At 61.7% G+C, this 24,619-nt stretch carries 22 protein-coding genes, 1 tRNA gene and 1 riboswitch; of the genes, 16 read left to right on the top strand and 7 right to left on the bottom strand.

Annotated elements, in window-relative coordinates:
* Nucleotides 1–957 precede the first annotated feature (957 nt).
* From gyrB to dnaA, 3 genes are all read right to left on the bottom strand, one after another.
* On the bottom strand, nucleotides 958–3,354 hold the full coding sequence (gene gyrB / locus QWZ03_RS17280; protein WP_290333860.1) for a DNA topoisomerase (ATP-hydrolyzing) subunit B: 2,397 nt from the start codon (nucleotides 3,352–3,354) through the stop codon (nucleotides 958–960).
* 131 nt (nucleotides 3,355–3,485) lie between these two features.
* On the bottom strand, nucleotides 3,486–4,592 hold the full coding sequence (dnaN, locus tag QWZ03_RS17275) for a DNA polymerase III subunit beta (protein ID WP_284195544.1): 1,107 nt from the start codon (nucleotides 4,590–4,592) through the stop codon (nucleotides 3,486–3,488).
* 203 nt (nucleotides 4,593–4,795) lie between these two features.
* On the bottom strand, nucleotides 4,796–6,196 hold the full coding sequence (gene dnaA, locus QWZ03_RS17270; protein WP_284195543.1) for a chromosomal replication initiator protein DnaA: 1,401 nt from the start codon (nucleotides 6,194–6,196) through the stop codon (nucleotides 4,796–4,798).
* Between the two features lie 253 nt (nucleotides 6,197–6,449).
* On the opposite strand from dnaA, the gene rpmH reads away from it, so the two are divergent.
* From rpmH to QWZ03_RS17220, 10 genes are all read left to right on the top strand, one after another.
* Nucleotides 6,450–6,584, top strand: a complete 135-nt coding sequence (gene rpmH / locus QWZ03_RS17265) for a 50S ribosomal protein L34 (protein ID WP_072426848.1) — start codon at nucleotides 6,450–6,452, stop codon at nucleotides 6,582–6,584.
* 75 nt (nucleotides 6,585–6,659) lie between these two features.
* Entirely contained in the window at nucleotides 6,660–6,947 is a 288-nt protein-coding gene (gene rnpA / locus QWZ03_RS17260) for a ribonuclease P protein component (protein ID WP_308446985.1), read from the top strand.
* A complete protein-coding gene (gene yidD, locus QWZ03_RS17255; RefSeq protein ID WP_284195541.1) occupies nucleotides 6,932–7,141 on the top strand; it encodes a membrane protein insertion efficiency factor YidD in 210 nt (69 codons plus the stop codon). Before rnpA ends, yidD begins: the two co-directional genes overlap by 16 nt.
* 22 nt (nucleotides 7,142–7,163) lie before the next feature.
* Nucleotides 7,164–8,900: a membrane protein insertase YidC gene (gene yidC / locus QWZ03_RS17250; protein ID WP_290333859.1), complete on the top strand. Its 1,737-nt coding sequence runs from the start codon at nucleotides 7,164–7,166 to the stop codon at nucleotides 8,898–8,900.
* A gap of 78 nt (nucleotides 8,901–8,978) precedes the next feature.
* Nucleotides 8,979–10,328 (top strand): tRNA uridine-5-carboxymethylaminomethyl(34) synthesis GTPase MnmE, encoded by a 1,350-nt coding sequence (gene mnmE, locus QWZ03_RS17245; RefSeq protein ID WP_290333858.1) that lies wholly within the window; start codon nucleotides 8,979–8,981, stop codon nucleotides 10,326–10,328.
* Between the two features lie 537 nt (nucleotides 10,329–10,865).
* Complete coding sequence (locus QWZ03_RS17240; protein WP_290333857.1) at nucleotides 10,866–11,993, top strand: Re/Si-specific NAD(P)(+) transhydrogenase subunit alpha; 1,128 nt, start codon at nucleotides 10,866–10,868, stop codon at nucleotides 11,991–11,993.
* 37 nt (nucleotides 11,994–12,030) lie between these two features.
* Nucleotides 12,031–12,408, top strand: coding sequence for a proton-translocating transhydrogenase family protein (locus tag QWZ03_RS17235; RefSeq protein WP_290333856.1), 378 nt, complete (start codon nucleotides 12,031–12,033; stop codon nucleotides 12,406–12,408).
* 10 nt (nucleotides 12,409–12,418) lie between these two features.
* Nucleotides 12,419–13,801: an NAD(P)(+) transhydrogenase (Re/Si-specific) subunit beta gene (locus QWZ03_RS17230; protein ID WP_290333855.1), complete on the top strand. Its 1,383-nt coding sequence runs from the start codon at nucleotides 12,419–12,421 to the stop codon at nucleotides 13,799–13,801.
* A 279-nt stretch (nucleotides 13,802–14,080) separates the two neighbouring features.
* A riboswitch (FMN riboswitch) is annotated at nucleotides 14,081–14,252 on the top strand.
* 120 nt (nucleotides 14,253–14,372) lie between these two features.
* Entirely contained in the window at nucleotides 14,373–15,038 is a 666-nt protein-coding gene (gene ribB / locus QWZ03_RS17225) for a 3,4-dihydroxy-2-butanone-4-phosphate synthase (RefSeq protein WP_290333854.1), read from the top strand.
* On the top strand, nucleotides 15,035–15,181 hold the full coding sequence (locus QWZ03_RS17220; RefSeq protein ID WP_290333853.1) for a hypothetical protein: 147 nt from the start codon (nucleotides 15,035–15,037) through the stop codon (nucleotides 15,179–15,181). Before ribB ends, QWZ03_RS17220 begins: the two co-directional genes overlap by 4 nt.
* 6 nt (nucleotides 15,182–15,187) lie before the next feature.
* Here QWZ03_RS17220 and QWZ03_RS17215 read toward each other — a convergent pair whose 3' ends face one another.
* The 4 genes from QWZ03_RS17215 to QWZ03_RS17200 form a co-directional block, all read right to left on the bottom strand.
* Nucleotides 15,188–16,237 carry a CobW family GTP-binding protein gene (locus tag QWZ03_RS17215; protein WP_290333852.1) on the bottom strand — a complete coding sequence of 350 codons (1,050 nt, stop codon included), beginning with the start codon at nucleotides 16,235–16,237 and terminating at the stop codon, nucleotides 15,188–15,190.
* On the bottom strand, nucleotides 16,234–16,860 hold the full coding sequence (locus QWZ03_RS17210; RefSeq protein ID WP_290333851.1) for a nucleotide-binding protein: 627 nt from the start codon (nucleotides 16,858–16,860) through the stop codon (nucleotides 16,234–16,236). Before QWZ03_RS17210 ends, QWZ03_RS17215 begins: the two co-directional genes overlap by 4 nt.
* A 6-nt stretch (nucleotides 16,861–16,866) precedes the next feature.
* Nucleotides 16,867–18,153, bottom strand: coding sequence for an acetyl-CoA C-acetyltransferase (locus tag QWZ03_RS17205; protein WP_290333849.1), 1,287 nt, complete (start codon nucleotides 18,151–18,153; stop codon nucleotides 16,867–16,869).
* 196 nt (nucleotides 18,154–18,349) lie between these two features.
* A tRNA-Gly gene (locus QWZ03_RS17200) sits at nucleotides 18,350–18,423 on the bottom strand.
* A 126-nt stretch (nucleotides 18,424–18,549) separates the two neighbouring features.
* Between QWZ03_RS17200 and QWZ03_RS17195 the strand changes: the two genes are divergently transcribed.
* From QWZ03_RS17195 to QWZ03_RS17170, 6 genes are all read left to right on the top strand, one after another.
* The gene (locus tag QWZ03_RS17195) at nucleotides 18,550–19,143 is read left to right on the top strand and encodes a hypothetical protein (protein ID WP_290333848.1); all 594 of its coding nucleotides are present in this window, start codon (nucleotides 18,550–18,552) and stop codon (nucleotides 19,141–19,143) included.
* Between the two features lie 166 nt (nucleotides 19,144–19,309).
* Nucleotides 19,310–19,909 (top strand): outer membrane beta-barrel protein, encoded by a 600-nt coding sequence (locus QWZ03_RS17190; protein WP_290333847.1) that lies wholly within the window; start codon nucleotides 19,310–19,312, stop codon nucleotides 19,907–19,909.
* Between the two features lie 282 nt (nucleotides 19,910–20,191).
* Nucleotides 20,192–21,037: a S1/P1 nuclease gene (locus QWZ03_RS17185; protein ID WP_290333846.1), complete on the top strand. Its 846-nt coding sequence runs from the start codon at nucleotides 20,192–20,194 to the stop codon at nucleotides 21,035–21,037.
* Between the two features lie 448 nt (nucleotides 21,038–21,485).
* The gene (locus QWZ03_RS17180) at nucleotides 21,486–21,965 is read left to right on the top strand and encodes a hypothetical protein (protein ID WP_284195510.1); all 480 of its coding nucleotides are present in this window, start codon (nucleotides 21,486–21,488) and stop codon (nucleotides 21,963–21,965) included.
* Nucleotides 21,955–23,556: a GMC oxidoreductase gene (locus QWZ03_RS17175; RefSeq protein ID WP_284195509.1), complete on the top strand. Its 1,602-nt coding sequence runs from the start codon at nucleotides 21,955–21,957 to the stop codon at nucleotides 23,554–23,556. Before QWZ03_RS17180 ends, QWZ03_RS17175 begins: the two co-directional genes overlap by 11 nt.
* A gap of 11 nt (nucleotides 23,557–23,567) precedes the next feature.
* The coding region (locus QWZ03_RS17170) for a ferritin-like domain-containing protein (RefSeq protein ID WP_290333844.1) at nucleotides 23,568–24,619 on the top strand (1,052 nt) is incomplete at its 3' end.

The following is a 24,619-nucleotide window of genomic DNA, read 5'->3' as shown; positions in this document are numbered from 1 at the left end:
GAGGGATGGCGAGGCACTGAGCAGTTACCATGCCAGACCAGCATAGGCCCAGGCACGGTGTTTGGAATCAACGATATACCAGCATGGCGGGCAGGGTGGTCCTGGCCGACAGGCTGTGTAACGTTTCATATAGGAAACATGATCTCACAGGTGAAACACAAGGCGCACCCTGGAGTGTGCCTTCCCGGTTGGCCAACGCTAGGGCGTATCTGGGGCAGCGCGAATCGCCAGCGCAGGCAATTGATTGCTGGATCGGGTTTCACGTGGAGCCATGCGGCAAGCAGGGTGGTGCTCAAGCCGGTACAGGAGCAACCTTGACGACAGGCTAGGAAGCGGTAAAAGTTAACCCGCCCTAGATCACGCACTCACAGCAAGGGTGCGTCCATATGCAGCAATGATCCATGTACGACAACTTGATGAGTTCCTGGCCTTTGGAACAAACACCCAATCCCCTGCCGTTGGGCCTGGCACGATAGCGGAAGGCACTCGCGCAGAAGGGTGATGATCTGTTCTTCGGTGAAGCGCTTCCTCATGTCCAATCTCCTTCGATGGGATTGGACTCCAAATCGTGGTGCTACTCAAATCCGGGTGGACGTCGTAGAGACATCTGGCCCTAAGGTGGCAACCTGAATGTCGTGAATCGAAAAGGCAGAAGGAGGTTGAAGAAAGCGCTTATCCATACAAGCTATTGTAACCTGCTAGCTATAACAGGCGCGGTTGTCAAGATACACCAGCATCTGGAGCTGCTCCAGAATGCTCAATACAAAAGAGCCAACCCGGGGATTGACTCTTTTGCCATCAAACGACAGCACACACAAGGTTACTCAGGACAATTGTCAGTTTCTGTGTAGCCGATTTGGGCTCGAGGTGTCGGAATTTTTCAGTAACTCTGTCACTGATTTTTCACTAACTTGGCACAGTTTTCACTTTCTGTGTCACCCGACAACGACAAACACATCACACGTCAATATTCCGCGCAATCAAAGCATTCTGCTCGATAAACGCCCTACGCGGTTCCACATTGTCGCCCATCAGAGTCGTGAAGATATCGTCCGCCGCCATAGCGTCTTCTATCTGCACCTTCATCAGGCGGCGCACGGTGGGGTCCATGGTGGTTTCCCACAGCTGGTCGGGGTTCATTTCGCCCAGGCCTTTGTAGCGCTGCACGGTCATATTGCGGCGGACTTCGTTCAGCAGCCATTCCAGCGCTTCGCCAAACTCGGTGATCTGCTTTTCGTGGTCGCCACGGCGCACCACGGCGTCGGCGTCCAATAGGCCGGTCAGCAGGTCTGCCGTACGGCGCAGTTGCAGGTAGTCGCCCGAGTGCAGGAAGTCGTGGTCCAGGTACTGCATGCTGATATTGCCGTGGACAATTTTCTTGAGGCGCAGGATGAAGGCGTCGTTCTTGTCGTCGTGCACGGGTTCCAGCACAAAGGCGCTGTCGCCGATGGCGGCCATCAGTTGCTTGGCCGATTCGGTGGCGGCGGCTTCGCTGCTCATGTCGAGAGCCGGCGACTTGAGCAGGGCGTAGAGCACGGTGGGGTCGATCAGGCGTTTTTCGCGCTCGATCACGGCCTGGGCCAGCAGGTATTGGCGGGCGATGGCGTCCAGCGCGGCGCCTTCCAGCGGGTCGGCTCCTTTGCGGGGGATCAGCTGGGCGCCGCTCAGGGCCAGCTTGAGCAGGTACTGGTTCAGTTCCTGGTCGTCCTTCTGGTATTGCTCGTTCTTGCCGTGCTTCACCTTGTACAGCGGTGGCTGGGCGATGTAGATGTAGCCGCGCTCTACCAGCTCGGGCAGCTGGCGGTAGAGGAAGGTCAGCAGCAGGGTACGGATGTGGGCGCCGTCCACGTCGGCATCGGTCATGATGATGATGCGGTGGTAACGCAGTTTCTCCAGCGAGAAATCGTCCTTGCCTATGCCGCAGCCCAGAGCGGTGATCAGGGTGGCGATCTGTTCGGACGAGATCAGCTTGTCGAAGCGGGCGCGTTCCACGTTCAGCACCTTACCGCGCAGTGGCAGGATGGCCTGGAACTTGCGGTCGCGGCCCTGCTTGGCCGATCCACCGGCCGAATCACCCTCCACCAGGTAGATTTCTGACAGAGCGGGGTCTTTTTCCTGGCAGTCGGCCAGCTTGCCGGGCAGGCCCAGGCCGTCCATCACGCCTTTGCGGCGTGTCAGTTCGCGCGCACGGCGGGCGGCATCACGGGCACGGGCGGCGTCGATGATCTTGCCGACAATGGTCTTGGCGTCGAGCGGATTTTCCTGCAGGAAGTCGTTCAGCGCATCGGCCACCACTTCGTTCACGACCGGGCCGATTTCACTGGAGACCAGCTTGTCCTTGGTCTGGCTGCTGAACTTGGGGTCGGGCAGCTTGACGCTCAATACGCAGGTCAAGCCTTCGCGCATATCGTCGCCGGCCGTTTCGATCTTGGCTTTCTTGGCGACTTCGCTTTTTTCGATGTAGGTGTTGAGCGTGCGGGTCATCACCTGGCGCAGCGCGGTCATATGGCTGCCGCCGTCGCGCTGGGGGATGTTGTTGGTGAAGCACTGGACGGATTCCTGGTAGGAATCGTTCCACTGCATGGCCACTTCCACGCTCATGCCGTCCTTCTCGCCAAAGCCGTAGAAGACCTTGGGATGCAGGGCGGTTTTGTTGCGGTTCATGTATTCGACAAAGCCCTTCACGCCACCGGAGTAGGAGAAGTTTTCTTCCTTGCCGTTGCGGCGGTCGATCAGCACGATGCCCACGCCGTTGTTGAGGAAGCTCAGCTCACGGATACGCTTGGCCAGGATCTCGTAATGGAATTCGACATTGCCGAAGGTCTCGGTGCTGGCCAGAAAATGGACTTCGGTACCGCGATGTTCGGTTTTGCCGACTTCCTTCAGCGGTTCTACCCGCTCACCCCGGCGGAATTCCATGCTGTGGACCTTGCCATCGCGGCGTATGGTCAGGCGCAGCCAGTCAGACAGGGCGTTGACCACCGAGACGCCCACACCATGCAGACCACCCGATACCTTGTAGCTGTTCTGGTCGAACTTGCCGCCGGCATGCAGCTCGGTCATGACGATTTCGGCAGCAGAGCGCTTGAATTCGTCGTCTTCCTTGATGGCGGTGGGTATGCCACGGCCGTTGTCTTCCACCGAGATGGAGTTGTCGGGGTGGATGATGACCTTGATGTCGTTGCAGTGGCCTGCCAAGGCTTCGTCAATGGCGTTGTCCAGCACTTCGAACACCATGTGATGCAAGCCTGTACCGTCCTGCGTATCGCCAATGTACATGCCGGGGCGTTTACGTACCGCCTCCAGGCCTTTCAACATCTTGATACTGTCTGCACCGTATTCCTGATCGCTCATCTACCTATCCACCTGGAGCTATCGGCTGTGGCCAGCAACCGTGGTTTGCAACGGTTTGCGGCGGCCTGCCGCTGTACTGATAAAAACACCAAAGCCGGCCATGATAGCCGGCTTGGCAATGCTAGGCGCACTTAAATGCGCATGGGCATTACAACGTATTTGAAGTTGGGCTCTTCCGGCACGGTCACCAGGGTACTGCTGGTGGCATGGTCGCCAAAGGCAAACACCAGTGCTTCGTGGTCCAGATTGGTCAAAACATCAAGCAGGTAGCCGATGTTGAAGCCGATATCGAGCGGGTCGCCCTGGTAGGGGATCTCCAGCTCTTCGGTGGCTTCTTCCTGCTCGCTGTTGTTGCAGATGATCTTGAGCGTACCGTCGCTCAATACCAGCCGTACACCACGGAATTTCTCGTTCGACAGGATGGCGGCACGCTGCAGCGATGCCAGCAGCTGGGCGCGGTTCAGCGGTACCAGCTTGTCATTGCCAGTCGGCACCACGCGGTTGTAGTCGGGGAACTTGCCGTCCACCACCTTGCTGTGGATGACGATATTGCCAAAGGCAAACTTCACCTGGTTCTGCGCAATCTCGATGGTGACATCGTCGTCGATATCGGCCAGCAGCTTGTACAGCTCCACGATGGTCTTGCGCGGCAGGATCACTTCATTGCGTTCAACCGCGTTCTCCAGATCGCTGGAGACAAAAGCCAGGCGATGGCCGTCGGTGGCCACCAGCTTGAACGAATTACCCTCGGTCAGCATGAACAGGCCGTTGAGGTAGTAGCGGATGTCCTGATGCGCCATGGCGTACTGCACGCGGGCAATCAGCTGCTTGAGCTGGCTTTGCGGCAGCTTGATCACGCTCTTGACGTTGGTGTCGATGGCGAGCTTGGGGAAATCCGGTGCTGGCAGGGTCTGCAGGTTGAAGCGGCTCTTGCCGGCTTTCACCGTGAGACGGCTGTCATCCTGGTCCAGGCTGACGGTAGAGCCATCAGGCATGGCTCGCAGTATGTCCTGGAACTTCTTGGCTGATACGGTGAACTGGAAGTCACCCCCTTCATTGCTGGCGTGCTGGGTGGTGATCTGGATTTCCAGATCAGTCGCCAGGAAGGTCAGCTGGCCGTCTTGCTTGGCAATCAGCACGTTCGACAGGATGGGCAGGGTGTGGCGACGTTCGACGATGCCGGTGACGGTAGTCAGCGGTTTGAGGAGGGAATCGCGTTCTGCTTGTATCAGCAACATAATAGAGTAGTTCCTGAAGATAGATAAATAAGAGCGACCGTTTTCTGTGGATAAGTCTGCTTGCGCTTACTTTTCAACAACTTGCCGCTTTTTTGCCTTGTGGACAGCTCTGCTACGCTGTTGTGTATGAATTGTGTCCCGAATTTTGCCTCAACTCGGTACGCCAGCTTATCCACATTTGATGCATTGTTATCCCGTTGTGTTCAGTTGCGCAGTATCTGCGCCAAAACGTTGTAATCGTGGTTCATGGTGGCGTCGCCTTGGCGCAACGCTGCGATGGTCTTGCAGGCATGCAGCACGGTGGTGTGATCGCGGCCGCCAAACGCTTCGCCTATGGCCGGCAGGCTCATCTGGGTCAGGTCCTTGGCCAGTGCCATGGCGATCTGGCGGGGGCGGGCGATATCGCGGGTGCGCTTCTTGGAGTGCATGTCCGCCACCTTGATCTTGTAGAAGTCGGCTACCGTCTTCTGGATGTTTTCCACCGAGATCAGTTTGTTGCCCGAGGCCAGGATGTCCTTGAGGGCTTCCTTGGCGACTTCCAGGGTGATCTGCTCGCCAGTGAAGCGCGAATAGGCTAGCACCCGCTTGAGTGCGCCTTCCAGCTCGCGCACATTGGAGCGGATATGCTTGGCGATAAAGAAGGAGACGCTGGATTCCAGCTTGAAACCTTCCGATTCGGCTTTCTTGTGCAGAATCGCCACCCGCATTTCCAGCTCGGGCGGTTCGATGGCCACGGTCAGGCCCCAGCCAAAGCGCGAGATCAGCCGGTCTTCTATGCCCTCGATCTCCTTGGGATAGCGGTCCGAGGTGATGATGACCTGGCGATGGCCTTCGATCAGGGCGTTGAACGCATAGAAGAACTCTTCCTGCGTGCGGTTCTTGCCCGAGAAGAACTGGATGTCATCGATCAGCAGCAGATCGAGCGAGTGGTAGTAACGCTTGAACTCGTCGAAAGACTTGTGCTGATAGGCCCGCACCACGTCGGCCACATAGCGCTCGGCATGGATGTAGCGGATCTTGGCGTCGGGCCGGTGCTGGTGCACCAGGTTGCCTATGGCCTGAATCAGGTGAGTCTTGCCCAAGCCCACACCACCATAGACAAACAGGGGGTTGTAGGCCGTGCCGGGGTTTTCGCCGATCTGGATGGCGGCGGCACGGGCCAACTGGTTGGCCTTACCGGTCACCAGGGTCTCGAAGGTGAAATTGGGGTTGAGACGGGTGGTCTCGTTGGCCATGGCCAGCGACCGCAGCGGGGTGGGCTTGGCGGTGGTGGCTTGGGCCTGGGGGGCGGCGGTTTCGTTGCGGCCGGCGCTGTTGCTGCTGGTACTGGCGGCGGCAGGGCGCGCAGTCTGGGCCTTGCCCACCGTCAGTTCGATGGTGTGGGCCAGCTCGCCAAAGTATTCGGCGGCGTATTTTTCGATACGGACGAGGAAGCGATCTTTGACGAATTGAAGCGAGAACTGGTTGGGCGCGTACAGCGACACCGCCTCGTTCTCCACAGAGCAGGCCAGCGGCTTGATCCACGTGTTGAACTGCTGCGCAGACAATTCTTCGGCGAACCGGGCAAGGCAGCTCGGCCAAAAGTCTTCGGCGGGTAAGGTCATGTTTTTATTGGAAATCGTGCGGCACGGCCGATAGGTTATGCAAACGGCATACCGGTGCGGCTGCCCTTATGGGGCGGGTGGCCGTTGCACTGTCGTCTTGGCAGACAACAGGGTTAATCGGCCACGTATTCTAGTCATTTTCAACAGGCTTATCCACAGGCTGTGGAAAATAAAGGGTATTGACAACTAAGGCTTTTTTCCGTCTAATCGCACGTTTCTTCACACGACACGAACAAGTCTCAGGGGCATTGCCATGAAACGTACTTACCAACCTTCCGTTATTCGTCGCAAGCGTACCCACGGTTTCCTGGTTCGCAGCCGTACCCGTGGTGGTCGCGCCGTGCTGGCCGCACGCCGCGCCAAGGGCCGTCACAGCCTGTCGGTCTGAGCGTAGCGGTTGACGCAACGCTTCACCAGGCAGCAACGCCTGTTAAAAACGGATGAGTTTTCATCCGTTTTTAGTTTGCGCCGTATCCAGGCCAATGCCTTCTTCCAGGTCTGGATCAAGCCCAATGAACTGGGCAAGGCACGGCTCGGCGTGGTGGTCTCCAAAAAGATCGAACGCCGGGCGGTAGGCCGCAACTTCATCAAGCGCACAGCGCGCGAGCTGTTTAGACGCGAAGCCGACAAACTGGCCGGACTGGATCTGATTGTGCGTGCCAAACGCAGCTTTCACCGTAGCGAAGCCCCGGCAGCTCGGGCGGCTTTGTTGCGCCTGTTCGATCGGTTTGCGCCATGTCGCGGCTCCTGATCGGGCTGATCTACGCCTACCGCTATACCTTGCGGCCGCTCATCGGCCCGCGTTGCCGCTATACCCCGCACTGCTCCGAGTACGCCATCCAGGCGCTAAACCGCCATGGCGCGGCGCGGGGTGGATGGCTTACAATCCGCCGGCTTTGCCGCTGCCACCCCTGGGGTGGCCACGGGCACGACCCCGTGCCCTGATTCCCACGACGAGATTCCAAGCATGGATACCAAACGTCTCATAGCTTTCGTGGTGCTTTCCTTTGCCATCCTGTACGGCTGGCAACACTGGTTCGCACCCAAGCCGACTCCCGCCCAAATCGCTGCTCAGCAACAGGCTGCCGCCACTGGCACGCCCGCCGCCGCTGCAGCCACGGGTACCGCCACCGCGACTGCTGAAGGTGCGCTCACCCGTGCCGGCCGCATCAAGGTCAAGACCGATCTGCTTGATGCCGAGATCGACACCATGGGCGGCGACCTGCGCAAGCTCACGCTGATCGAGCACGGCCAGCACGACAATGCCAAGGTGCCCTTCGTGCTGTTCCAGGAAGGCCCCGAGCATACCTATGTGGCGCATACCGGCCTGATCAGCAACGGCCTCAACCTGCCCACCCATCGCACCCTGTTCAGCAGCAAGGATACGGCCGTCAGCCTGCAGCCTGGCCAGAGCAGCGTGTCGGTGCGGCTGGATGCGCCCGAGGTCAACGGTATCAAGGTCGCCAAGATCTATACCTTCAAGCGCGATAGCTATGTCATCGATGTGGCCTATGAAATCGTCAACGGCAGCCAGGCGCCGCTCAATCTGAGCGCCTACTACAGCCTGGTGCGTGACGGTAAGGACCCACGCGGTACCGGTGGCTTCTTTACCGGCGGCGCGGCCTTCACCGGCCCGGCGGTCTACACCGAAGAGAAGAAGTTCCAGAAGGTCACCTTCAGCGATATCGACAAGGACAAGGCCGAATACGTGGCCAAGCCGGCTGATGGCTGGGTGGCCATGGTGCAGCATTACTTTGTCAGCGCCTGGCTGATGTCGCCCAACGGCGGCGCCAATCTGTGCGCCAAGTCGGCCTGTACCGTGCAGGTCACCAAGAAGCCGGGCGAGCTGTATCAATCGGCCGTGCAGGTGAACCAGCCCACCATCGCCGCCGGCGCCAACTATCGCGTCAGCGTGCCGCTGTATGCCGGCCCACAGGAGACCCGCGCCCTGCAGGCCGCTGCACCTGGCCTGGATCTGGTCAAGGACTACGGCATCTTCAAGATCATCGCCCAGCCCATGTTTGCGCTGCTGGATCTGATACACGGCGGTGCCAGCATCAGCGGTGTGCAGATACCCGGCATAGGCAACTGGGGTTGGTCCATCGTGCTGTTTACGCTGCTGATCAAGCTGGCGCTGTACCCGCTGGCCGTGACCCAGTACCGCTCCATGGCCAAGATGAAGAAGCTGGCCCCGCGCATGCAGAAGCTGAAGGAACAATACGGCGACGACCGCATGAAGTTCCAGCAGGCTGTGATGGAGCTGTACAAGAGTGAGAAGGCCAACCCGCTGTCCGGTTGCCTGCCCATCCTGATCCAGATGCCTATCTTCATGGGCCTGTTCTACATGCTGCAGGCCGTGGTGGAACTGCGCCAGGCGCCATGGATGCTGTGGATACATGATCTGTCGGTGGCCGACCCGTACTGGGTTCTGCCCATCCTGATGATATTGACCATGTGGATACAGACCCGCTTCAACCCGCCCAGCGGCGACCCGATGCAGGATCGCATGATGAAGATCATGCCGGTAGTGTTCGGTGTGATGTTCATCTGGTTCCCGGCCGGTCTGGTGCTCTACTATGTGATCAACAACGTGTTCTCCATCGGTCAGCAGTGGTACATCACCCGCAAGATCGAACGCGAGGACAGCACGGTCAAGACTACGCCGGCCAAACCGGCCAAGGCCAGCAAGGCCAAGGGCAAGTAAGCCCGGCTAGCTTGTGAGAAAGATCGATTATGCCGCCCTATGGGCGGCATAATTGTTTGTGCCATCAGGATGCCCAACATGACCCAGCCCCCCCGTCGCGACACCATCGCCGCTATCGCCACCGCTCCCGGCAGGGGAGGCGTAGGGGTGGTACGGATATCCGGCAGCGGCCTGGCCGAACTGGGCCTCACCCTTGCCGGCAAGCCGCTCAAGCCACGGCATGCCCACTATGCGGATTTCCGTAGCAGTGATGGCGAGCTGATAGACCAAGGCCTGGCGCTGTTTTTCCCCGGCCCGCACTCATTTACCGGTGAAGATGTGCTGGAACTGCAAGGCCACGGTGGCCCGGTGGTAATGCAGATGCTGCTGCGCCGTTGCCTGGAATTGGGCGCCCGCCTGGCCGAGCCGGGCGAATTCACCCGCCGCGCCTTCCTCAACGACAAGCTGGACCTGGCCCAGGCCGAAAGCGTGGCTGATCTGATCGACGCCGGTTCCGAAGCCGCCGCCCGCTCGGCCCTGCGCTCGCTGGCCGGGGCTTTTTCCGGCGAGATCCACACCCTGGTGGAGCAGTTGATCAATCTGCGCATGCTGGTGGAGGCCACACTGGACTTCCCCGAGGAAGACATCGATTTTCTGGAGGCCGCCGACGCCCGTGGCAAGCTGGCCAGCCTGCACGGCCAGCTGCAAAAGGTGTTTGGCACCGCCCGCCAGGGCAGCCTGCTACGCGAGGGCATGCATGTGGTGTTGATAGGCCAGCCCAATGTGGGCAAATCCAGCCTGATGAACGCCCTAGCCGGCGAGGATGTGGCCATCGTCACCGATATCGCCGGCACCACCCGCGATACCGTGCGCGAGCTGATACAGCTCGATGGCGTGCCCATGCATATCATCGACACCGCCGGCCTGCGCCAGACCGACGACACGGTGGAACAAATAGGCATAGCCCGCACCTGGGCGGCAGTGGAGAAAGCCGACCTGGCCCTGCTGCTGATAGACAGCCGCGAGGGCATTACCGAGCACGACCGCGACATCCTGGGCCGCCTGCCCGAGCGCCTGCCCCGTGTGCATGTGTTCAACAAGGTCGATCTGACCGGCGAGGCGGTGGGCCACGCCGAGGAAGACGGCCATGCCGTGCTGCGCCTGTCGGCCAAGGCAGGCCTGGGCCTGGATGAACTCAAGCGCACCCTGCTGGATATGGTGGGCTGGGGCGGCACCGACGCCGGCGTATTCCTGGCCCGCGAACGCCACCTCGATGCCATCCGCCGCGCCGCCAGCCATCTCGAAACTGCGGCCCTGGTCTGGCAGCAGGTAGAACTGTTCGCCGAGGAACTACGCCTGGCCCAGAACGCCCTGGCCAGCATTACTGGCGAATTCAGCGCTGACGACCTGCTGGGCGAGATATTCAGCCGCTTCTGCATAGGCAAGTAACCTTGGGGTGGTAAGAGCCTGTTCAAAGTCTTTTCACCGGGCCGGCGCGAGGCGAAAAGACTTTGAACAGGCTCTAAGGTAGGGCGCTGATGCCAGACCGCCACCACACTGTGGCCTATCTGCCATTGTGTGCTGCAACATCTTCCCAATGCCCCAAAAGCGTGCTTGAATAGGGCAACCGTTCAAACGCTTGTTTGAAACGCGCGGCGTGATACGACACGTCCGTGTGCAAGCGACCGGGTCGGCCATACGCCAGCCCCTACACCTCGCCGCCATCCGCGGCGACACCGAACCCAGCCGGGTTCGACAGCCCGCCGCATGATCGGGCTGCAGCAAGCCAGTTCGCAAACTACATTGAGACGGGTGCAGCCCAGCTGCCATCCGCGATTGAGTATCCGCGCCATGTACTGCCCCTTGGGCAAGTGGTGCGGCAGCGGTGGTTCTCCCGCGCAGGCGGGCTTCGTTGCCAAATCCAAGGCCGCATCCCATAGGGTTGCACGCCTTTGATTTGGAAATGAAACAAGGCGAGGTGTAGCAATGAAAATAGCCATACCCAGGGAAACAGCCCTGCGCGAGACCCGCGTGGCGGCCACCCCCGAGACGGTGAAGAAATACGTGGCCATGGGCCATGCCGTTGCCGTGCAAAGCGGCGCTGGCGTGGCATCGGCCGTCCCCGATACGGCCTATGCCGAGGCGGGCGCCAGCATCGCGGCCGACTACGCGGCCACGGTGGATGGTGCCGACGTGGTCTTCAAGGTGCGTGCGCCATCGGCAGAAGAATTGCCGGCACTGAAGGACGGCGCGGCCGTCATCGCCCTGTGCGATCCCTACCGCAACCCGCTGCTGGCCGATTACGCCGCCCGCAAGCTCGATGTCTACGCCATGGAGCTGGTGCCCCGCACCACCCGGGCGCAGGCCATGGATGTGCTGTCGTCGCAGGCCAATATCGCCGGCTACAAGGCTGTACTGCTGGCGGCCGAGTACTACCCGCGTTTCTTCCCCATGATGATGACGGCTGCCGGTACGGTAAAGCCGGCGCGGGTGCTGATACTGGGTGCCGGTGTGGCGGGCCTGCAGGCCATCGCCACGGCCAAGCGCCTGGGGGCTGTGGTGGAGGCCTTTGATGTGCGGCCGGTCGCCAAGGAGCAGGTGGAATCGCTGGGCGGCAAGTTTGTGGAAGTGCCCCTGAACGAAGAGGAAAAGAAGCAGGCCGAGACGGCGGGTGGTTATGCCCGCGAGATGTCGGACGATTACAAGCAGCGGCAGGCCGCCTTGGTCGATAAACATGCCCGCAATGCCGATATCGTCATCACCACCGCCCTGATACCAGGCCGCCCCGCCCCCGTGCTGATCAAGCCCGAGACGGTGGCCGGCATGAAATACGGTGCGGTGCTGGTAGACCTGGCGGTGGAGAACGGCGGCAACTGCCCGCTGTCGCGGCTCAATGAGGTGGTCACCACCGACAACGGCGTCAAGCTGGTGGGCTACGGCAACCTGGCTGGCATGGTGGCGGCCGATGCCTCGGCCCTGTATGCCCGCAACCTGCTCAACTTCGCAGGCCTGATCCTGGACAAGGAAAAAGGCTATGTGGTGAACCGCGAAGACGACATTGTGGCCGCCAGCCTCGTCACCCATGCGGGTGACGTCCTGTTCGGCAAGGGCTGAAGCCCGCTTCGATTACACAGCATTCAGGGAGCCTTCCATGAGTAGCACAGAAACCGTCGCGCAAGCCGCGACCCAGGCCGCCCAGACGGCGGCAGCCAGCCTGCCGGTGGAGCAGCTGGTGCAAACCCCCTTTGTGGCCACCTTCACCATCTTCGTGCTGGCCATCTTCATCGGCTATCACGTGGTGTGGAGCGTCACCCCCGCCCTGCATACCCCCTTGATGGCGGTGACCAATGCCCTGTCGTCCATCATCGTGGTGGGCGCCGTGCTGCAGACGGTCGATATCGGCGGCCAGGCCATCACCCTCACTTCGGTGCTGGGTGCGGTGTCGGTCTTTCTGGCCAGTGTGAACATTTTCGGCGGCTTCGCGGTGACTTCGCGGATGCTTGAAATGTTCAAGAAAAAGAAGAAGTGAGGCGAACCCCATGAACCTGATCGCGCAATACGCAGACTGGATCTACCTGGTCGCCGCCGTTCTCTTCATCTTGACGCTGAAAGGCCTGTCCAGCCCCACCGGTGCCATCGCCGGCAACCGCTACGGCATGGTGGGCATGGCTCTGGCCGTGCTGGTCACCCTGGTGATTGCCCCCAGCCCCAACTTTGCGCTCATCGTCCTGGCCATGGTGGCCGGTGCGGCGGTAGGCCTGTACCGCGCCAAGACCGTGCCCATGACGCAGATGCCCGAGACCGTGGCGCTGATGCATTCGCTGGTGGGCCTGGCCGCCGTGCTGATTGCCCTGGCTGCCGTACACAACGGCGACCAGCACCACAGCACGGTGCAGCGGGTAGAGCTGTTCATCGGCTGCTTTATCGGTGGCATCACCTTCACCGCGTCGGTGGTGGCCTGGGGCAAGCTCAGCGCCAAGCTGGCGGCCAAGCCGCTCAAGGGCGGCTGGGTCAAGCCGGTGCAGATCGGCCTGGCGCTGGGCATGGTGGGCTTTGGCGGGCACTACTTCATCACCGAATCGCTCACCTCCTTCTGGGTGATGACGGCCTTCTCGGTGGTGCTCGGTTACTTCCTGATCGCCCCCATAGGCGGCGGCGACATGCCGGTAGTGGTGTCCATGCTCAACAGCTACTCGGGTTGGGCGGCAGCCGGCATCGGCTTTACCCTCAACAACTCGGTGCTGATCATCGCTGGCTCGCTGGTGGGTTCTTCGGGTGCCATCCTCAGCTACATCATGTGCAAGGCCATGAACCGATCGCTGATGAATGTGATCTTCGGCGGCGGTATGGGGGGCGATGAGGCAGCCGGTGCGGCTGGCGATGCGGTGCAAAAGGCCTACAAGTCCGGCAGCGCCGACGATGCGGCCTTCATGATGAGCAATGCCGATTCGGTGGTGATCGTGCCTGGCTACGGCCTGGCCGTATCGCGTGCCCAGCATGCGCTGCAGGAATACGCCAACGCCCTGACCGAAAAGGGTGTGAAGGTGCGCTATGCCATCCACCCGGTGGCGGGCCGCATGCCCGGCCATATGAATGTGCTGCTGGCCGAGGCCGAAGTGCCCTACGAGCAAGTACAGGAGATGGAGGAGATCAACTCGGACTTCTCCAACACCGATGTGGTACTGGTGATAGGCGCCAACGACGTGGTCAACCCGGCCGCCTTGAAAGATAAGCAGAGCCCCATCTATGGCATGCCTATACTGGAGGCGCACAAGGCCCGCACGGTGATCGTGGTCAAACGCTCCATGAGTGCGGGTTATGCTGGACTCGACAACGAATTGTTCTATCTTGACAAGACCATGATGGTGTTCGGCGATGCCAAGAAGGTAGTGGAAGACATGCTTAAAGCGGTCGCGCACTGACCGCCTCTTTCGAAAGACCGTCCATAACAGACGCTTCAGCCGCCGCCCAGGCGGCTGTTTTTTTGCCTGGCCATGTTGCGGGGGTTGGTGGGGCAGGGCTTGGGTGCCAAGCAAACGGTTTCACGTGGAGCGCTGGGAGGCGTGACCGTGGCGCGGGTGATGGCGCTGAATTAGCGTCGGTTCTTCAAGGAGCCCGATTCATGGCAGGCGCTCAGAGCCTGCTGTTTTTGCGGACAGGACAGTCTCCCTGCTACCATGCTGGCGCCGCCCGCCTGGGCGGTGCGTCTTCAGGGCGGGGTGAAATTCCCCACCGGCGGTAGGGTGTAGTCCATCACACCAAGCCCGCGAGCGCCTGCACCGTCTTTGTCCCTTGGGTCAAAGCCATGCAGGGTCAGCAGATCCGGTTCAAGGCCGGAGCCGACGGTCATAGTCCGGATGAGAGAAGACGAGAGGTCGTGTCCTGCCCCCGTGGCAGCGGCACGCGCTTCCCATTGGCCAGTCCCTGGGCATAGCCTGGGTGCTGCGCTGCGCCCTGAACGCTTACTTGCCACTATCCGACAAGGAGCGTTTTATGAGTTTGTTCCAGCACTATTTTGCCCAAAGCACCCCGCAAAGCCGCCTGGCCGCAGCCCTCGCCGCAATACGCCGGGGCGAGCCCGTGGTGTTGCGCGATGACGAGAACCGGGAGAACGAGGCCGACCTGATCGTGGCAGCCGAGTTGATCACCCTGCCGGTGATGGCCCAACTGATACGTGATTGCAGCGGCATCGTCTGTCTCTGCCTGCCCGATGCCCAACTAAGGCAGCTGGCGCTTCCCGCCATGCCGGTGCGTAACGGCGGCAGCCGCTATGGCACAGCCTTTACCGTTTCGATCGAGGCGCGTGAGGGGGTCAGCACAGGGGTATCGGCACGCGACCGCATCACCACCACCCTGGCCGCCTTGAGCGGCAACCCGGCCGCCCTGGTCAGCCCCGGCCACCTGTTCCCTATCCGCGCCCAGGCCGGTGGCGTACTGGCACGGCGGGGCCATACCGAAGGCTCGGTCGATCTGGCCAGTATGGCCGGCCTGCGCCCGGCGGCCTTGCTGTGCGAGCTGACCCGTGACGATGGCGAGATGCTGCGCGGCGACGAGGTGATACGGTATGCCGAGCAGCATGGCCTGGTGGTGCTCAATGTGGAGGATATCGTGCAGGGCCGGCTGGCTGCAGCTGCACAGGAAGCGACGGTGGCGGCATGAGCCCCTACCACGGCCTGGACTGGTTGGCCATGGCCCTGACCTTTACCGCTGTTTATCTGGTCGGCAACCGGCAACGCAACGGCTTTCTGCTGATGAACGCCCGCAACTACCGTAGCTGGCCGAACGAATTGAACAGGCTCTAAGCGCTGCTAGGAAGCCGTGTCCGCCAGGAGACAGTCCGTCAGGGCTGTCTCCAGCCGCTGCCAGTCGGCGCTATCCGCCTGGGCGATCAGTTCCGCCCGGCTATCCCGGCGCCAGGCGATTTCCACGGCGCTGGTTTCGCCGCCTACCCAGTTGAACAGCAGCCAGCCGTGATCGGTGTGGAATACCCCCTTGGCGCGGGAGAGCGGCGGCAGGCCCAGCGCGGCGTGGTCGTGCAGGCGCTGGAACAACAGAGCCAGCTGCTCGGCCGAGAAACGCTGTGCCGCCGGCCAGACCCAGCCCCGGCTGGTCTGCCCCGGCTCGCTATGATCCTTGCTGCTGACGCCCTGCGGCGGCGGTGCATCGTGGGATAGCGCAGGCTTGCTGCGGCGTGCCGGCGCGAGCGTGGCATGGCCCAGCGCCGGGCCGGCGGCTTGGCCAGCTGTCGGCACCTCGGCTGCCAGGTCCAGCAGCGCGCGGTCGAACACGCCATCACGGGTGGTGATGATAGCCAGCTTGGGGGGGAACATGGCCTGTGCCATGGCCAGGAAGCGATCCACCTGGGCGGCGTCGGCGCGGTCGCATTTGTTGGCGATCAGTACCTCGGCCAGGCTGATCTGGTCGCGCCAGGTCTCGTGGGTGGTGTAGCGGCTATCGTCCAGCTGGCGTGGATCTACCAGCGTGACCGTGGCACGGATTTCCAGCGCGGCGGCAAGAAAGGGATCGCGCAGTACATCAATGATGCCGGCCGGGTGTCCCAGGCCGCTGGGTTCGATGATCAGCCGGTCCGGGCGGCGATCGCGCAGCAGCCGCGTCAGGCTGACCCGCAGCATGGGGCTGGTGGTACAGCAGATGCAGCCACCCGGCACCTCGACCACATTGAGCTCGTCGCTGGCCGCGCTGATGGCCGCGCCATCGATGCCGACTTCGCCAAACTCGTTCACCAGCACCGCCCAGTATTCCTGTGGTGGCTTTTCGGCCAGCAGGCACCTTATGGCGGTGGTCTTGCCCACGCCCAGAAAACCGGTGATCACGTTCACCGGGACTTTTTGCTTCATCGGTGTTCCAGCCAATCCAATATCGGTTGCCATTGTTCCAGATCACGGGCCACGCGGGGGGCGGGCAGGTCGAACAGACCCAGGCCGCGGGGCAGGGTCTGCAGATAGTATTGGGTATCGCGCAGGCTGCTCAGCACCGGCAGGTCGAACTGGGCCAGGAAATCGACCAACTGCTGGCTGGCACGGGTGCCGGTCTTTACCCGCATGCCCACCACACCGACCTTTACCTTGCCTTTGCGCACCTGTTTTTCCTCGGCCAGGCGGGCGAAGAAGTCCTGGCTGGCCCACATATCGAAACTGGAAGGCTGTACCGGCACCAGGATATGGTCGCTGCATTTGAGCGCCGCCTCCAGCCGCTTGCCGCGCAGCCCGGCCGGGGTATCCAGTATGGCGACCTCGGTTCCCCTGGGGGGCTTGGTCAGTTCGTCCTCGTCGCCTTCCCAGCGGGCAATGGCCGGGAAGCTGGCGGAGCGCAGGCCCAGCCAGTGGGCCGACGACTGCTGCCTATCCAGGTCGCCCAGTGCCACCGCTTTGCCGCGCCAGGCATAGTAGGTGGCCAGGTTGGTGGCGAGGGTGGATTTACCGGCACCGCCCTTGGGGTTGGCTATCAGCAGGGTGTGCATGGGGGGTCACGGTTTCTCGAGTATGGCGGCGATACCCATGCCGCCCGCCGTACAGATGGAGATCAGGCCGCGGCCACTGCCACGCTGGTTCAGCAGCTTGGCCAGTGTCGCCAGCACCCGTCCGCCGGTGGCGGCAAACGGGTGGCCAAAGGCCAGCGAGCTGCCGTTTACATTGAGCTTGGCCGGGTCGATGGCGCCCAGCGCCCCCTGCAGGCCCAGGCGTTCGCGGCAGTACTGGTCCGACTCCCAGGCGCGCAGGGTGCACAGCACCTGGGCGGCGAAGGCTTCGTGTATCTCATAGAAATCGAAGTCCTGCAGCGTCAGGCCGGCATCCTGCAGCAGGCGGGCTACCGCGATGGTAGGGGCCATCAGCAGGCCTTCGCCCGCCACAAAATCGACCGAGGCGGTCTTGGCGAAGGTCAGGTAGGCCTGCACCGGCAGGCCACGCTTTGCGGCCCAGTCCTCGGATGCCAGCAGCACGCTGGAGGCGCCATCGGTCAGCGGCGTACTGTTGCCCGCTGTCAGCGTGCCCTTGCCGGACTCCTTGTCGAAGGCCGGCTTGAGGGTGGCCAGTTTTTCCAGCGTGCTGTCGGGCCGCAGATGGTTGTCGCGGCTCACCCCGGCGCAGGGCACGATCAGGTCGTCGAAAAACCCCTCGGCCAAGGCACGGGCGCCTTTCTGGTGGCTTTCCCAGGCCAGCTTGTCCTGCTCCTCGCGGCTGATGCCCCATTGCTTGGCCATGATCTCGCAATGCTGGCCCATGGACATGCGGGTGCGCGGCTCACCCGCATTGGGCGACGCCGGCTTGAGCTCACCCGGCCGGAAGCCCTTGAAGGCCGCAAAGCGCTCACCCAGGCTTTTGGCATTGGCCAGCTTGATCAGCCGCTTGGCAAAGCGGGCACCAAATACGATAGGGGCGTCCGAGGTGGTATCGGTGCCGGCCGCGATGGCGCTGTCTATCTGGCCGATGGCGATCTTGGCACCCAGTTGCACGGCGGCCTGCAGGCTGGTGCCGCAAGCCATCTGCACGGTGTAGGCAGTAGTCAGCGGCGACAGCTTGCTCGACAGCACCGCTTCACGCGCCAGATTCCAGTCCTTGGAATGCGAAATGACCGCGCCTGCTCCCACCTCGTCGATTTCCACCCCGGCCAGCTGGTAGCGATCCGCCAGGCCATTGAGGGCGGCGGTCAGCATGTCGAGGTTGGAGAGATCCTGATATTGGGTATTGGAGCGGCAGAAAGGGATGCGGCTGCCGCCCAGGATGGCAACGCGGCGCAGTGTGCGTTCGGTCATGATGTATGTGCCCAGAGCGGGAAAAATCACAGTGTAGCTTGCCAAGCAGTTGCTAGGCTGGCGGTGTGACGGCCCGCTTTACCCCACGACTATGGCATATATGCAACATGAATAATTTGGCCTGCCACAGGGCAGAAAGCAACAAGGCCAACCTTGTCGGCTGGCCTTGTCTGTGGCCGGGATACGGCCTGGAATCTGGAGCGGGCGATGGGAATCGAACCCACGGCTCTAGCTTGGGAAGCTAGGGTATTACCATTATACGACGCCCGCAGCGGGGCAGATTCTAGGCGTCTATGCCACAGCAGAGCAAGCATTTAAATTTGTGGAGCCGACTTTTCTTTGCCAGATTGATACAATGTCGCCCTTTATAAAATTACTGATAAGCCTAGGAAATCTATGATTACCCGTGGTTTGAAGCTGGCCTGTGCCGGCCTGCTGCTGAGCGCCCCCCTTACTGCCCTGGCTGACGGCGGCCGTGTACCGCATCCTTCGCTGCGCCTGATGATGACCGGCGGCATTACGGCAGGTGGCGATACCATCTACGTCGCCAACTACAACGATGGCTCCAATTCCTCTATCCGTGCCGGTGACAAGGTCAACCTGGGCGTGGGTGCCTACTGGCGCCGAGAGAACAGCCCTTGGTCGCTGCAGCTGACGGCCAACTACCATACAGACAACGCCAGCGCCGCGAATGGCCGGGTGGATTTCAAGCGCTACCCGATTGAGTTCCTGGGCCACTATCACTTCGAAAACAATCTGTATGTCGGCGGTGGCCTGCGCTACGCGGCCAAGTCCAAGTTTACCCTGGAGCGGAATGGCAGCTTTTCGCGCGTGGATGTGGACAGCAAGCCGGGCCTGGTTGCCGAACTGGGCTGGGAACCGGTAGCCGACCTGCTGCTGACCTTGCGCTATGTCGCCGAAGAGTACGAGATCGACGGCGCCAAGTTTGATGGCAACCATGTTGGTGTGACCGGCGCCGTCCTGTTCTAAGCGCCGCTCTAAGCTAGCGCCTAGGCTGGCCTTGCCCAGCCTGTCTACCGCGCCCGCAGTGCAGGGCGCCTGATAGCTTCGAATCCAATCGTTCGCTTTTCCAAAGGCTAGGCACAGCAACCCTGTGCCCGGCCTGCTTTCCATAAAAACACAAGGGAGTACGGTTATGCGCCGTCCATTTATGCGCCTTGCAGTGCAGGGCTTGTTGATTTCCGCCGCCGTGGGTGCCACGGCTGAAGTATCGGTGCCACACAAGGCCCTGCGCTTCACCATGACCGCCGGCCTGACTGCAGGTGGCGACAAGATAGACCAGATCCAGTTCGACAATGGTCACGACCAAAGCATCCGTGCCGGCGGCAATGTCAACATGGGCGCCGGTATCACCTGGCAGCCGCAAAACAGCCCGTTCTCGGCCCAACTGACTGGTAACTACCAGGTTGCCGGCGTGTTCGCCAAGAACGGTAGCGCCACCTTCAACCGCTTCCCGGTTGAACTGATCGGCTTCTACAACATCAACGACAAGTTCCGCGTGGGCCTGGGCCTGCGTCGCGTCTTTAACCCCAACTACTCCTACGACGTGGGTAGTGGCTACGACCTCAACTTCAAGGATGCCACCGGTGCCGTGATCGAGGCCGGTTACTTCTTTACGCCGTCCATTGGACTCAACCTGCGCTATGTGAAGGAAGAGTACGAGCTGGAGAACAGCCGCAACAATCTCAAGGTGGACGGCTCGCACGTCGGTATCAACAGCACCTTCATGTTCTGATATAGCGCGGGGAGATGCCCTGTCTCCCCGTGTGCTGCAACCCTCTCCAGGCCACCCACGGCTTAGGGTGCAAGCAGCAGGCATGACGACAACGCCCCGGCCTTATGCTGGGGCGTTGTCATTTCTGCCCCTGCCATGCCGCTACCGGCGGTCAGCCAGTTCGGGTATCTGCCGCCAGGCTCGCCTGCTGCGCTTGTGTTCCCGCCGGACTTTGCTAGAAACACACAAGGGCGCGTCCATAAGCAGCCCCATACCAATAAATATCGTCTAGGAGGAAGCGCCATGAAGGTGCAACGTACCCTGCTGTCCGTCAGTCTTGGCCTGTCTGTCTTTACCTTCCCGCTCACTGCCCATGCCTGGGGCCCCGAAGGCCACCGCATCACCGGCCTGGTCGCCTACGAACTGCTCACCCCACAAGCCCGCGCCGCCGTGCGCTATTACCTGGGTTCGGACGATCTGGCGGCAGCGGCCGTGTGGATGGACCAGAACCGGCCCACCCTGGGCAACCAGTTTCCAGGCTCATCGGCCTGGCATTTCGATGATGTGCCGGTCTGCCCGGACCCCAGCGTGGACACCTGCCCCAACGGCAATTGTGCTTCCAACAAGATCGCCAGCTTTGACCGGGTGCTGTCCGACAGCGATGCCACCAAGGACGACCGCACCCTGGCCCTGCGGCTGGTCGTGCATATGGTGGGCGACATACACCAGCCCCTGCACTCGGCCGACAACCACGATCGCGGCGGCAACCAGATATCGGTGCTGCTGAATGGCCGCAATACCAACCTGCATGCCGCCTGGGATACCGGCCTGGTGCGGGCCAGCTTGCGTGGCAGCAGCGAGCAGCGCTATGCCGAGGGACTGCGGACCACCTATCGCGACCAGATCAAGGGCTGGCAGTCCGGCACCGTGCAGAGCTGGATACAGGAAGCGCATCAGCTTGCCATCCAGGATGTCTATGGCGGCCTGGGTGGGTTTCAGTGCCCAGCCAACACGGCAGGCACCCAGGTGACGCTGGATGCGGCCTACCAGGCGCAGGCGGGCAAGGATATCCCGCTGCAACTGGCCCGTGGCGGTGCCCGCATCGCCTATGTGTTGAACCAAGCGTTCGCCGGTTTTACGCGCCCCTGATTGTCGAGCCTGCGATGAATGCACCTCGCTGATGGGTGTGACGGCTTGAGCAGGCACCAGGGGAACCCTGGTGCTGGACGTTGGAGCAGTCTGAACCAAGGGCTCTCCCCTGATTGAGCCCACACCCCCCGCCCTCGCCGCCGCGAGGGAGCTTCGCTAGCGCTCATCATCATTTTGAATAGGCTTCGGCGCCTGTAATGAATATATCTCGTCGATCGGTGCGACGGCTTGAGCAGGCACCTGGGGAACCCTGGTGCTGGACGTTGGAGTGGTCTGAACCTAAGGCTCACCCCTGGTTGAGTCCACTCCCGCCCTTGCCACTCCACTGGATCTTGTACGCGCTTCAGCGACTGAAAAACTAACCGGTGCAAGACGCCGGGGCAGTCCAGGTAGGGCTGCCATGGCGCCAATGCGCTTCCCGCCATTCCTACTGGCCAGGAGTAACCTCATGTACCAGACACCCGCCAAGCATCCGCTCAGCGCCGAACTGCCCGCGCTGGACGATGCCACCTACGCCGCCATGTGGGCTTTGTTCTGCCATATCGGCAAGTACTGGCAGAACATGCCCGACCCCGAGCCGTTCCGCTCACAGCTTTACAGCTTCATGCTCAACCGCATCAATCTGCGGCCGGTCTACCGCGACTACTACCTGTTTGCCGCCGCGACCCTGCGGGGGCTGATAGAGCAACATGGCGAGGAGGGCGCCTATGCCTTTCTGTTTACGGATGCCGATGCCAACAAGGCGCCGCCCGAGACGGCGTTGGCCGTGACCCGGCAGAAGGTCGCCAACGAATTCATGGCACTGCAGTTGTCGCTGGGCGGCTTCAAGGCGTTTGGCGCCATCAATTACTGCGGCTTTATCGGCGGTGCCAATATTCCTGGCCAGGCCGCACCCTACCGCACCATGGAGGCCGACCATGAAGGTTGAAACCCTGATCATCGGTTCGGGCGTAGCCGCCGCTGCCCTGGCCCAGCGGCTGCTGGCCAAGAACCCCAATGCCAGCATCCTGATGCTGGAGGCCGGCCGCAAGGTCAAGATGCAGGACGCCGCCATCTGGCAGGACTATGTCGTCTCCGGCAAGCTGCCTTATACCCAGTATTACGATCTGCCTTACCCCGACCGCGACCAGCCCGGCGAAAACCTCAGCGCCGGCACCACCACCGTACCCCTGGATGGATCGCGAGCGCTAACCTATGGCGGCTCCACCATACACTGGGGTGGCTGGTCGTTCCGGCTCAAGCCGGAGGACTTCGCCCTGCGTACCAACACCGGCCATAGTCTGGACTGGCCCTTCAGCTACGCCGACCTGGAGCCCTACTACAGCCAGGCTGAGCATTACATCGGGGTATCAGGCGATTCGCACGACACCACGGTGCCGCGCCATTGCGACTACCCTTTCCCGGCTTTCCCCTACACCCTGGAAGACCAGCCGGCCGCCGAGGCCATGGCCTCCCTGGGCATGGCCTATTCGCACCTGCCCATCGCCCGCCATGGCATCACCGACACCACCTCGCGCCATGCCCCCTGCCAGACCACGGGCACCTGCAAGTACTGCCCCTTCGGGGCCCGCTACTCGGCCAACAACTTCCTCGACGATATGCAGAACTGGGGCAACTTCCCCGGCCTGCAGATACGGCTCAACAGCATCGTCCAGCAGATCAGCATGCGCAGCCGGCAGCAGGCAGGCGGGGTGGTCTATCTGGACAGGGAAACGGGCCAGCAGGTCGTGGTGGAGGCCGACCGCATCATCGTGGCCGCCGGTACGCTGGAATCGACCAAGTTGCTGCTGCGCTCACGCTCTGATCACTGGCAGCAAGGCATAGGCAACGACCACGATCTGGTCGGCCGCAATATCGTGACTCACCCCTATTTCATCTTCAGTGGCAGCGCCCCTGGCAATCCGCTCAAGCTGCAGCCGGAGATGAACTTCCCCACCCTCTGCTCGCGCCACTTCGACAGCCCGGCCGAGCAGGCCAAGGGCAAGTTCATCCTGATCAACCCGCCCAGCTCGCCCGCGGTCAACCTGCTCAGCAAGATGCAGGCCGGTGTCAGCCGCTTGGACATGGACCGCTATGTGGCCGGCCCACGCCAGATACAGCTGCATGGCATGGTCGAGATTTTTAGCGAGCCACAGAACCGCATTGCCAATATCGACAAGCTCAACCACCTGGGCATGCAGGAAACCCTGGTCGACTTTGGCCAAGCCGCCGGGTTCGACCCCCGCATGCAGGCGATTCAGGGCCATGTGCAGCGCTTGTTCGAGGCCATGGGCGCCACCATGAATGCCAAGCCCACCATCTCGTGGCGGGCCGACCATGCCGCCTGCACCCTGCGCATGAGCGATGACGACAGCGAGGGCGTGACCGACCGGCATATGCGGGTACACGGCGTGGACAATCTCTATGTCTGCTCCAACGCCACCTTTCCTTCTACCGGTGCGGTCAACCCCACGTTGACGCTGGCGGCGCTTGCCCTGCGCCTGGGCGACCACCTGAACCAAGCCACCTGCCAGCCCTGAGGATGCCCAACATGACTCTGGAACAACATAAATCGCGACTCTATCCGCTGCTGCAGACCGCCATGGAACTGGAGCTTTCGACCATTCCGCCCTATCTGACCGCCTTACTCAGCATCAAGCGCGAGGCCAACCGGGTGGCGGCTGGCCTGATACGTAGCGTCATGATGGAAGAAATGCTGCATTTGGTGCTGGTGGGTAACCTGATGTCCAGCCTGGGCGGCCGGATCTGCCTGAACCAGGACACCCTGCCCAGCTACCCCCTGCGGCTGGAGTTTGAAGGCCATGGCTTCAAGGACAGAGAGTTCGACATCAACCTCGAGGCCTTCTCGCCCCAGGCCGTCCAGACCTTCTTGCAGATAGAGCTGCCTACCAGCCTGGCCCGCCAACCCCAGCGGCTGATGGCACGGCCCAAGATCACCGTACCCGGCATCACCCTGGGCGAGTTCTACCAGCGCATCATCGCCGCGCTGGATGCCCTGTGCGCCGCCTACCCGGAATCCGCCGTATTCAATGGCGACCCTGGGCGGCAGATCAGCGAGCAGTATTACTGGGGCGGCGGAGGCAAGCCCGTCATCATCAGCAGCCTGGCCCAGGCCAAAGCGGCACTGGAGGTAATCATCAAGCAAGGGGAGGGGGGCGACGACAGTATTTTTGATGGCGACGAGCATTACTTCGACCAAGCCGAAGAAGTCGCCCATTACTTCCGCTTCAATGAAATCGCCCAAGGTCGTCGCTACCGCCCCGGCGACAAGCCGAATGAACCGCCCACAGGCGAGGCCTTTACGGTGGACTACCAGGCCGTCTACCCCATCAAGCGCAACCCCCGCCACGGCGACTATGCCGCGGGCTCGCGCCTGGCCACACTCAACGAGCAGTTCAACCGCCAGTATTCCTTGATGCTGAGCCAGCTGGAGCAAGCCTTTAACGGCCACCCGGCCGTGCTGTACGACGCCATTGTCAACGGCATGCACGGCATGACCCCCATTGCCCAGGAGATGATGACCCTGCCGCTGGACGGCAGTGCCGGGGCAAGCCACGGTGCGCCCAGCTTTGAATGGGTAGC

The organism is Chitinimonas viridis (assembly GCF_030409555.1).
GTDB classification, from domain to species: domain Bacteria; phylum Pseudomonadota; class Gammaproteobacteria; order Burkholderiales; family Chitinimonadaceae; genus Chitinimonas; species Chitinimonas viridis.
This window is presented reverse-complemented; position numbering and strand designations above follow the sequence as displayed.

What these genes read in the sequence shown, in the direction of transcription:
- gyrB (WP_290333860.1), bottom strand. Translation starts at nt 3,354, where the DNA reads ATGAGCGATCAGGAATACGGTGCAGACAGTATCAAGATGTTGAAAGGC.
- dnaN (WP_284195544.1), bottom strand. Translation starts at nt 4,592, where the DNA reads ATGTTGCTGATACAAGCAGAACGCGATTCCCTCCTCAAACCGCTGACT.
- dnaA (WP_284195543.1), bottom strand. Translation starts at nt 6,196, where the DNA reads ATGACCTTACCCGCCGAAGACTTTTGGCCGAGCTGCCTTGCCCGGTTC.
- rpmH (WP_072426848.1), top strand. Translation starts at nt 6,450, where the DNA reads ATGAAACGTACTTACCAACCTTCCGTTATTCGTCGCAAGCGTACCCAC.
- yidD (WP_284195541.1), top strand. Translation starts at nt 6,932, where the DNA reads ATGTCGCGGCTCCTGATCGGGCTGATCTACGCCTACCGCTATACCTTG.
- yidC (WP_290333859.1), top strand. Translation starts at nt 7,164, where the DNA reads ATGGATACCAAACGTCTCATAGCTTTCGTGGTGCTTTCCTTTGCCATC.
- mnmE (WP_290333858.1), top strand. Translation starts at nt 8,979, where the DNA reads ATGACCCAGCCCCCCCGTCGCGACACCATCGCCGCTATCGCCACCGCT.
- QWZ03_RS17240 (WP_290333857.1), top strand. Translation starts at nt 10,866, where the DNA reads ATGAAAATAGCCATACCCAGGGAAACAGCCCTGCGCGAGACCCGCGTG.
- QWZ03_RS17235 (WP_290333856.1), top strand. Translation starts at nt 12,031, where the DNA reads ATGAGTAGCACAGAAACCGTCGCGCAAGCCGCGACCCAGGCCGCCCAG.
- QWZ03_RS17230 (WP_290333855.1), top strand. Translation starts at nt 12,419, where the DNA reads ATGAACCTGATCGCGCAATACGCAGACTGGATCTACCTGGTCGCCGCC.
- ribB (WP_290333854.1), top strand. Translation starts at nt 14,373, where the DNA reads ATGAGTTTGTTCCAGCACTATTTTGCCCAAAGCACCCCGCAAAGCCGC.
- QWZ03_RS17220 (WP_290333853.1), top strand. Translation starts at nt 15,035, where the DNA reads ATGAGCCCCTACCACGGCCTGGACTGGTTGGCCATGGCCCTGACCTTT.
- QWZ03_RS17215 (WP_290333852.1), bottom strand. Translation starts at nt 16,237, where the DNA reads ATGAAGCAAAAAGTCCCGGTGAACGTGATCACCGGTTTTCTGGGCGTG.
- QWZ03_RS17210 (WP_290333851.1), bottom strand. Translation starts at nt 16,860, where the DNA reads ATGCACACCCTGCTGATAGCCAACCCCAAGGGCGGTGCCGGTAAATCC.
- QWZ03_RS17205 (WP_290333849.1), bottom strand. Translation starts at nt 18,153, where the DNA reads ATGACCGAACGCACACTGCGCCGCGTTGCCATCCTGGGCGGCAGCCGC.
- QWZ03_RS17195 (WP_290333848.1), top strand. Translation starts at nt 18,550, where the DNA reads ATGATTACCCGTGGTTTGAAGCTGGCCTGTGCCGGCCTGCTGCTGAGC.
- QWZ03_RS17190 (WP_290333847.1), top strand. Translation starts at nt 19,310, where the DNA reads ATGCGCCGTCCATTTATGCGCCTTGCAGTGCAGGGCTTGTTGATTTCC.
- QWZ03_RS17185 (WP_290333846.1), top strand. Translation starts at nt 20,192, where the DNA reads ATGAAGGTGCAACGTACCCTGCTGTCCGTCAGTCTTGGCCTGTCTGTC.
- QWZ03_RS17180 (WP_284195510.1), top strand. Translation starts at nt 21,486, where the DNA reads ATGTACCAGACACCCGCCAAGCATCCGCTCAGCGCCGAACTGCCCGCG.
- QWZ03_RS17175 (WP_284195509.1), top strand. Translation starts at nt 21,955, where the DNA reads ATGAAGGTTGAAACCCTGATCATCGGTTCGGGCGTAGCCGCCGCTGCC.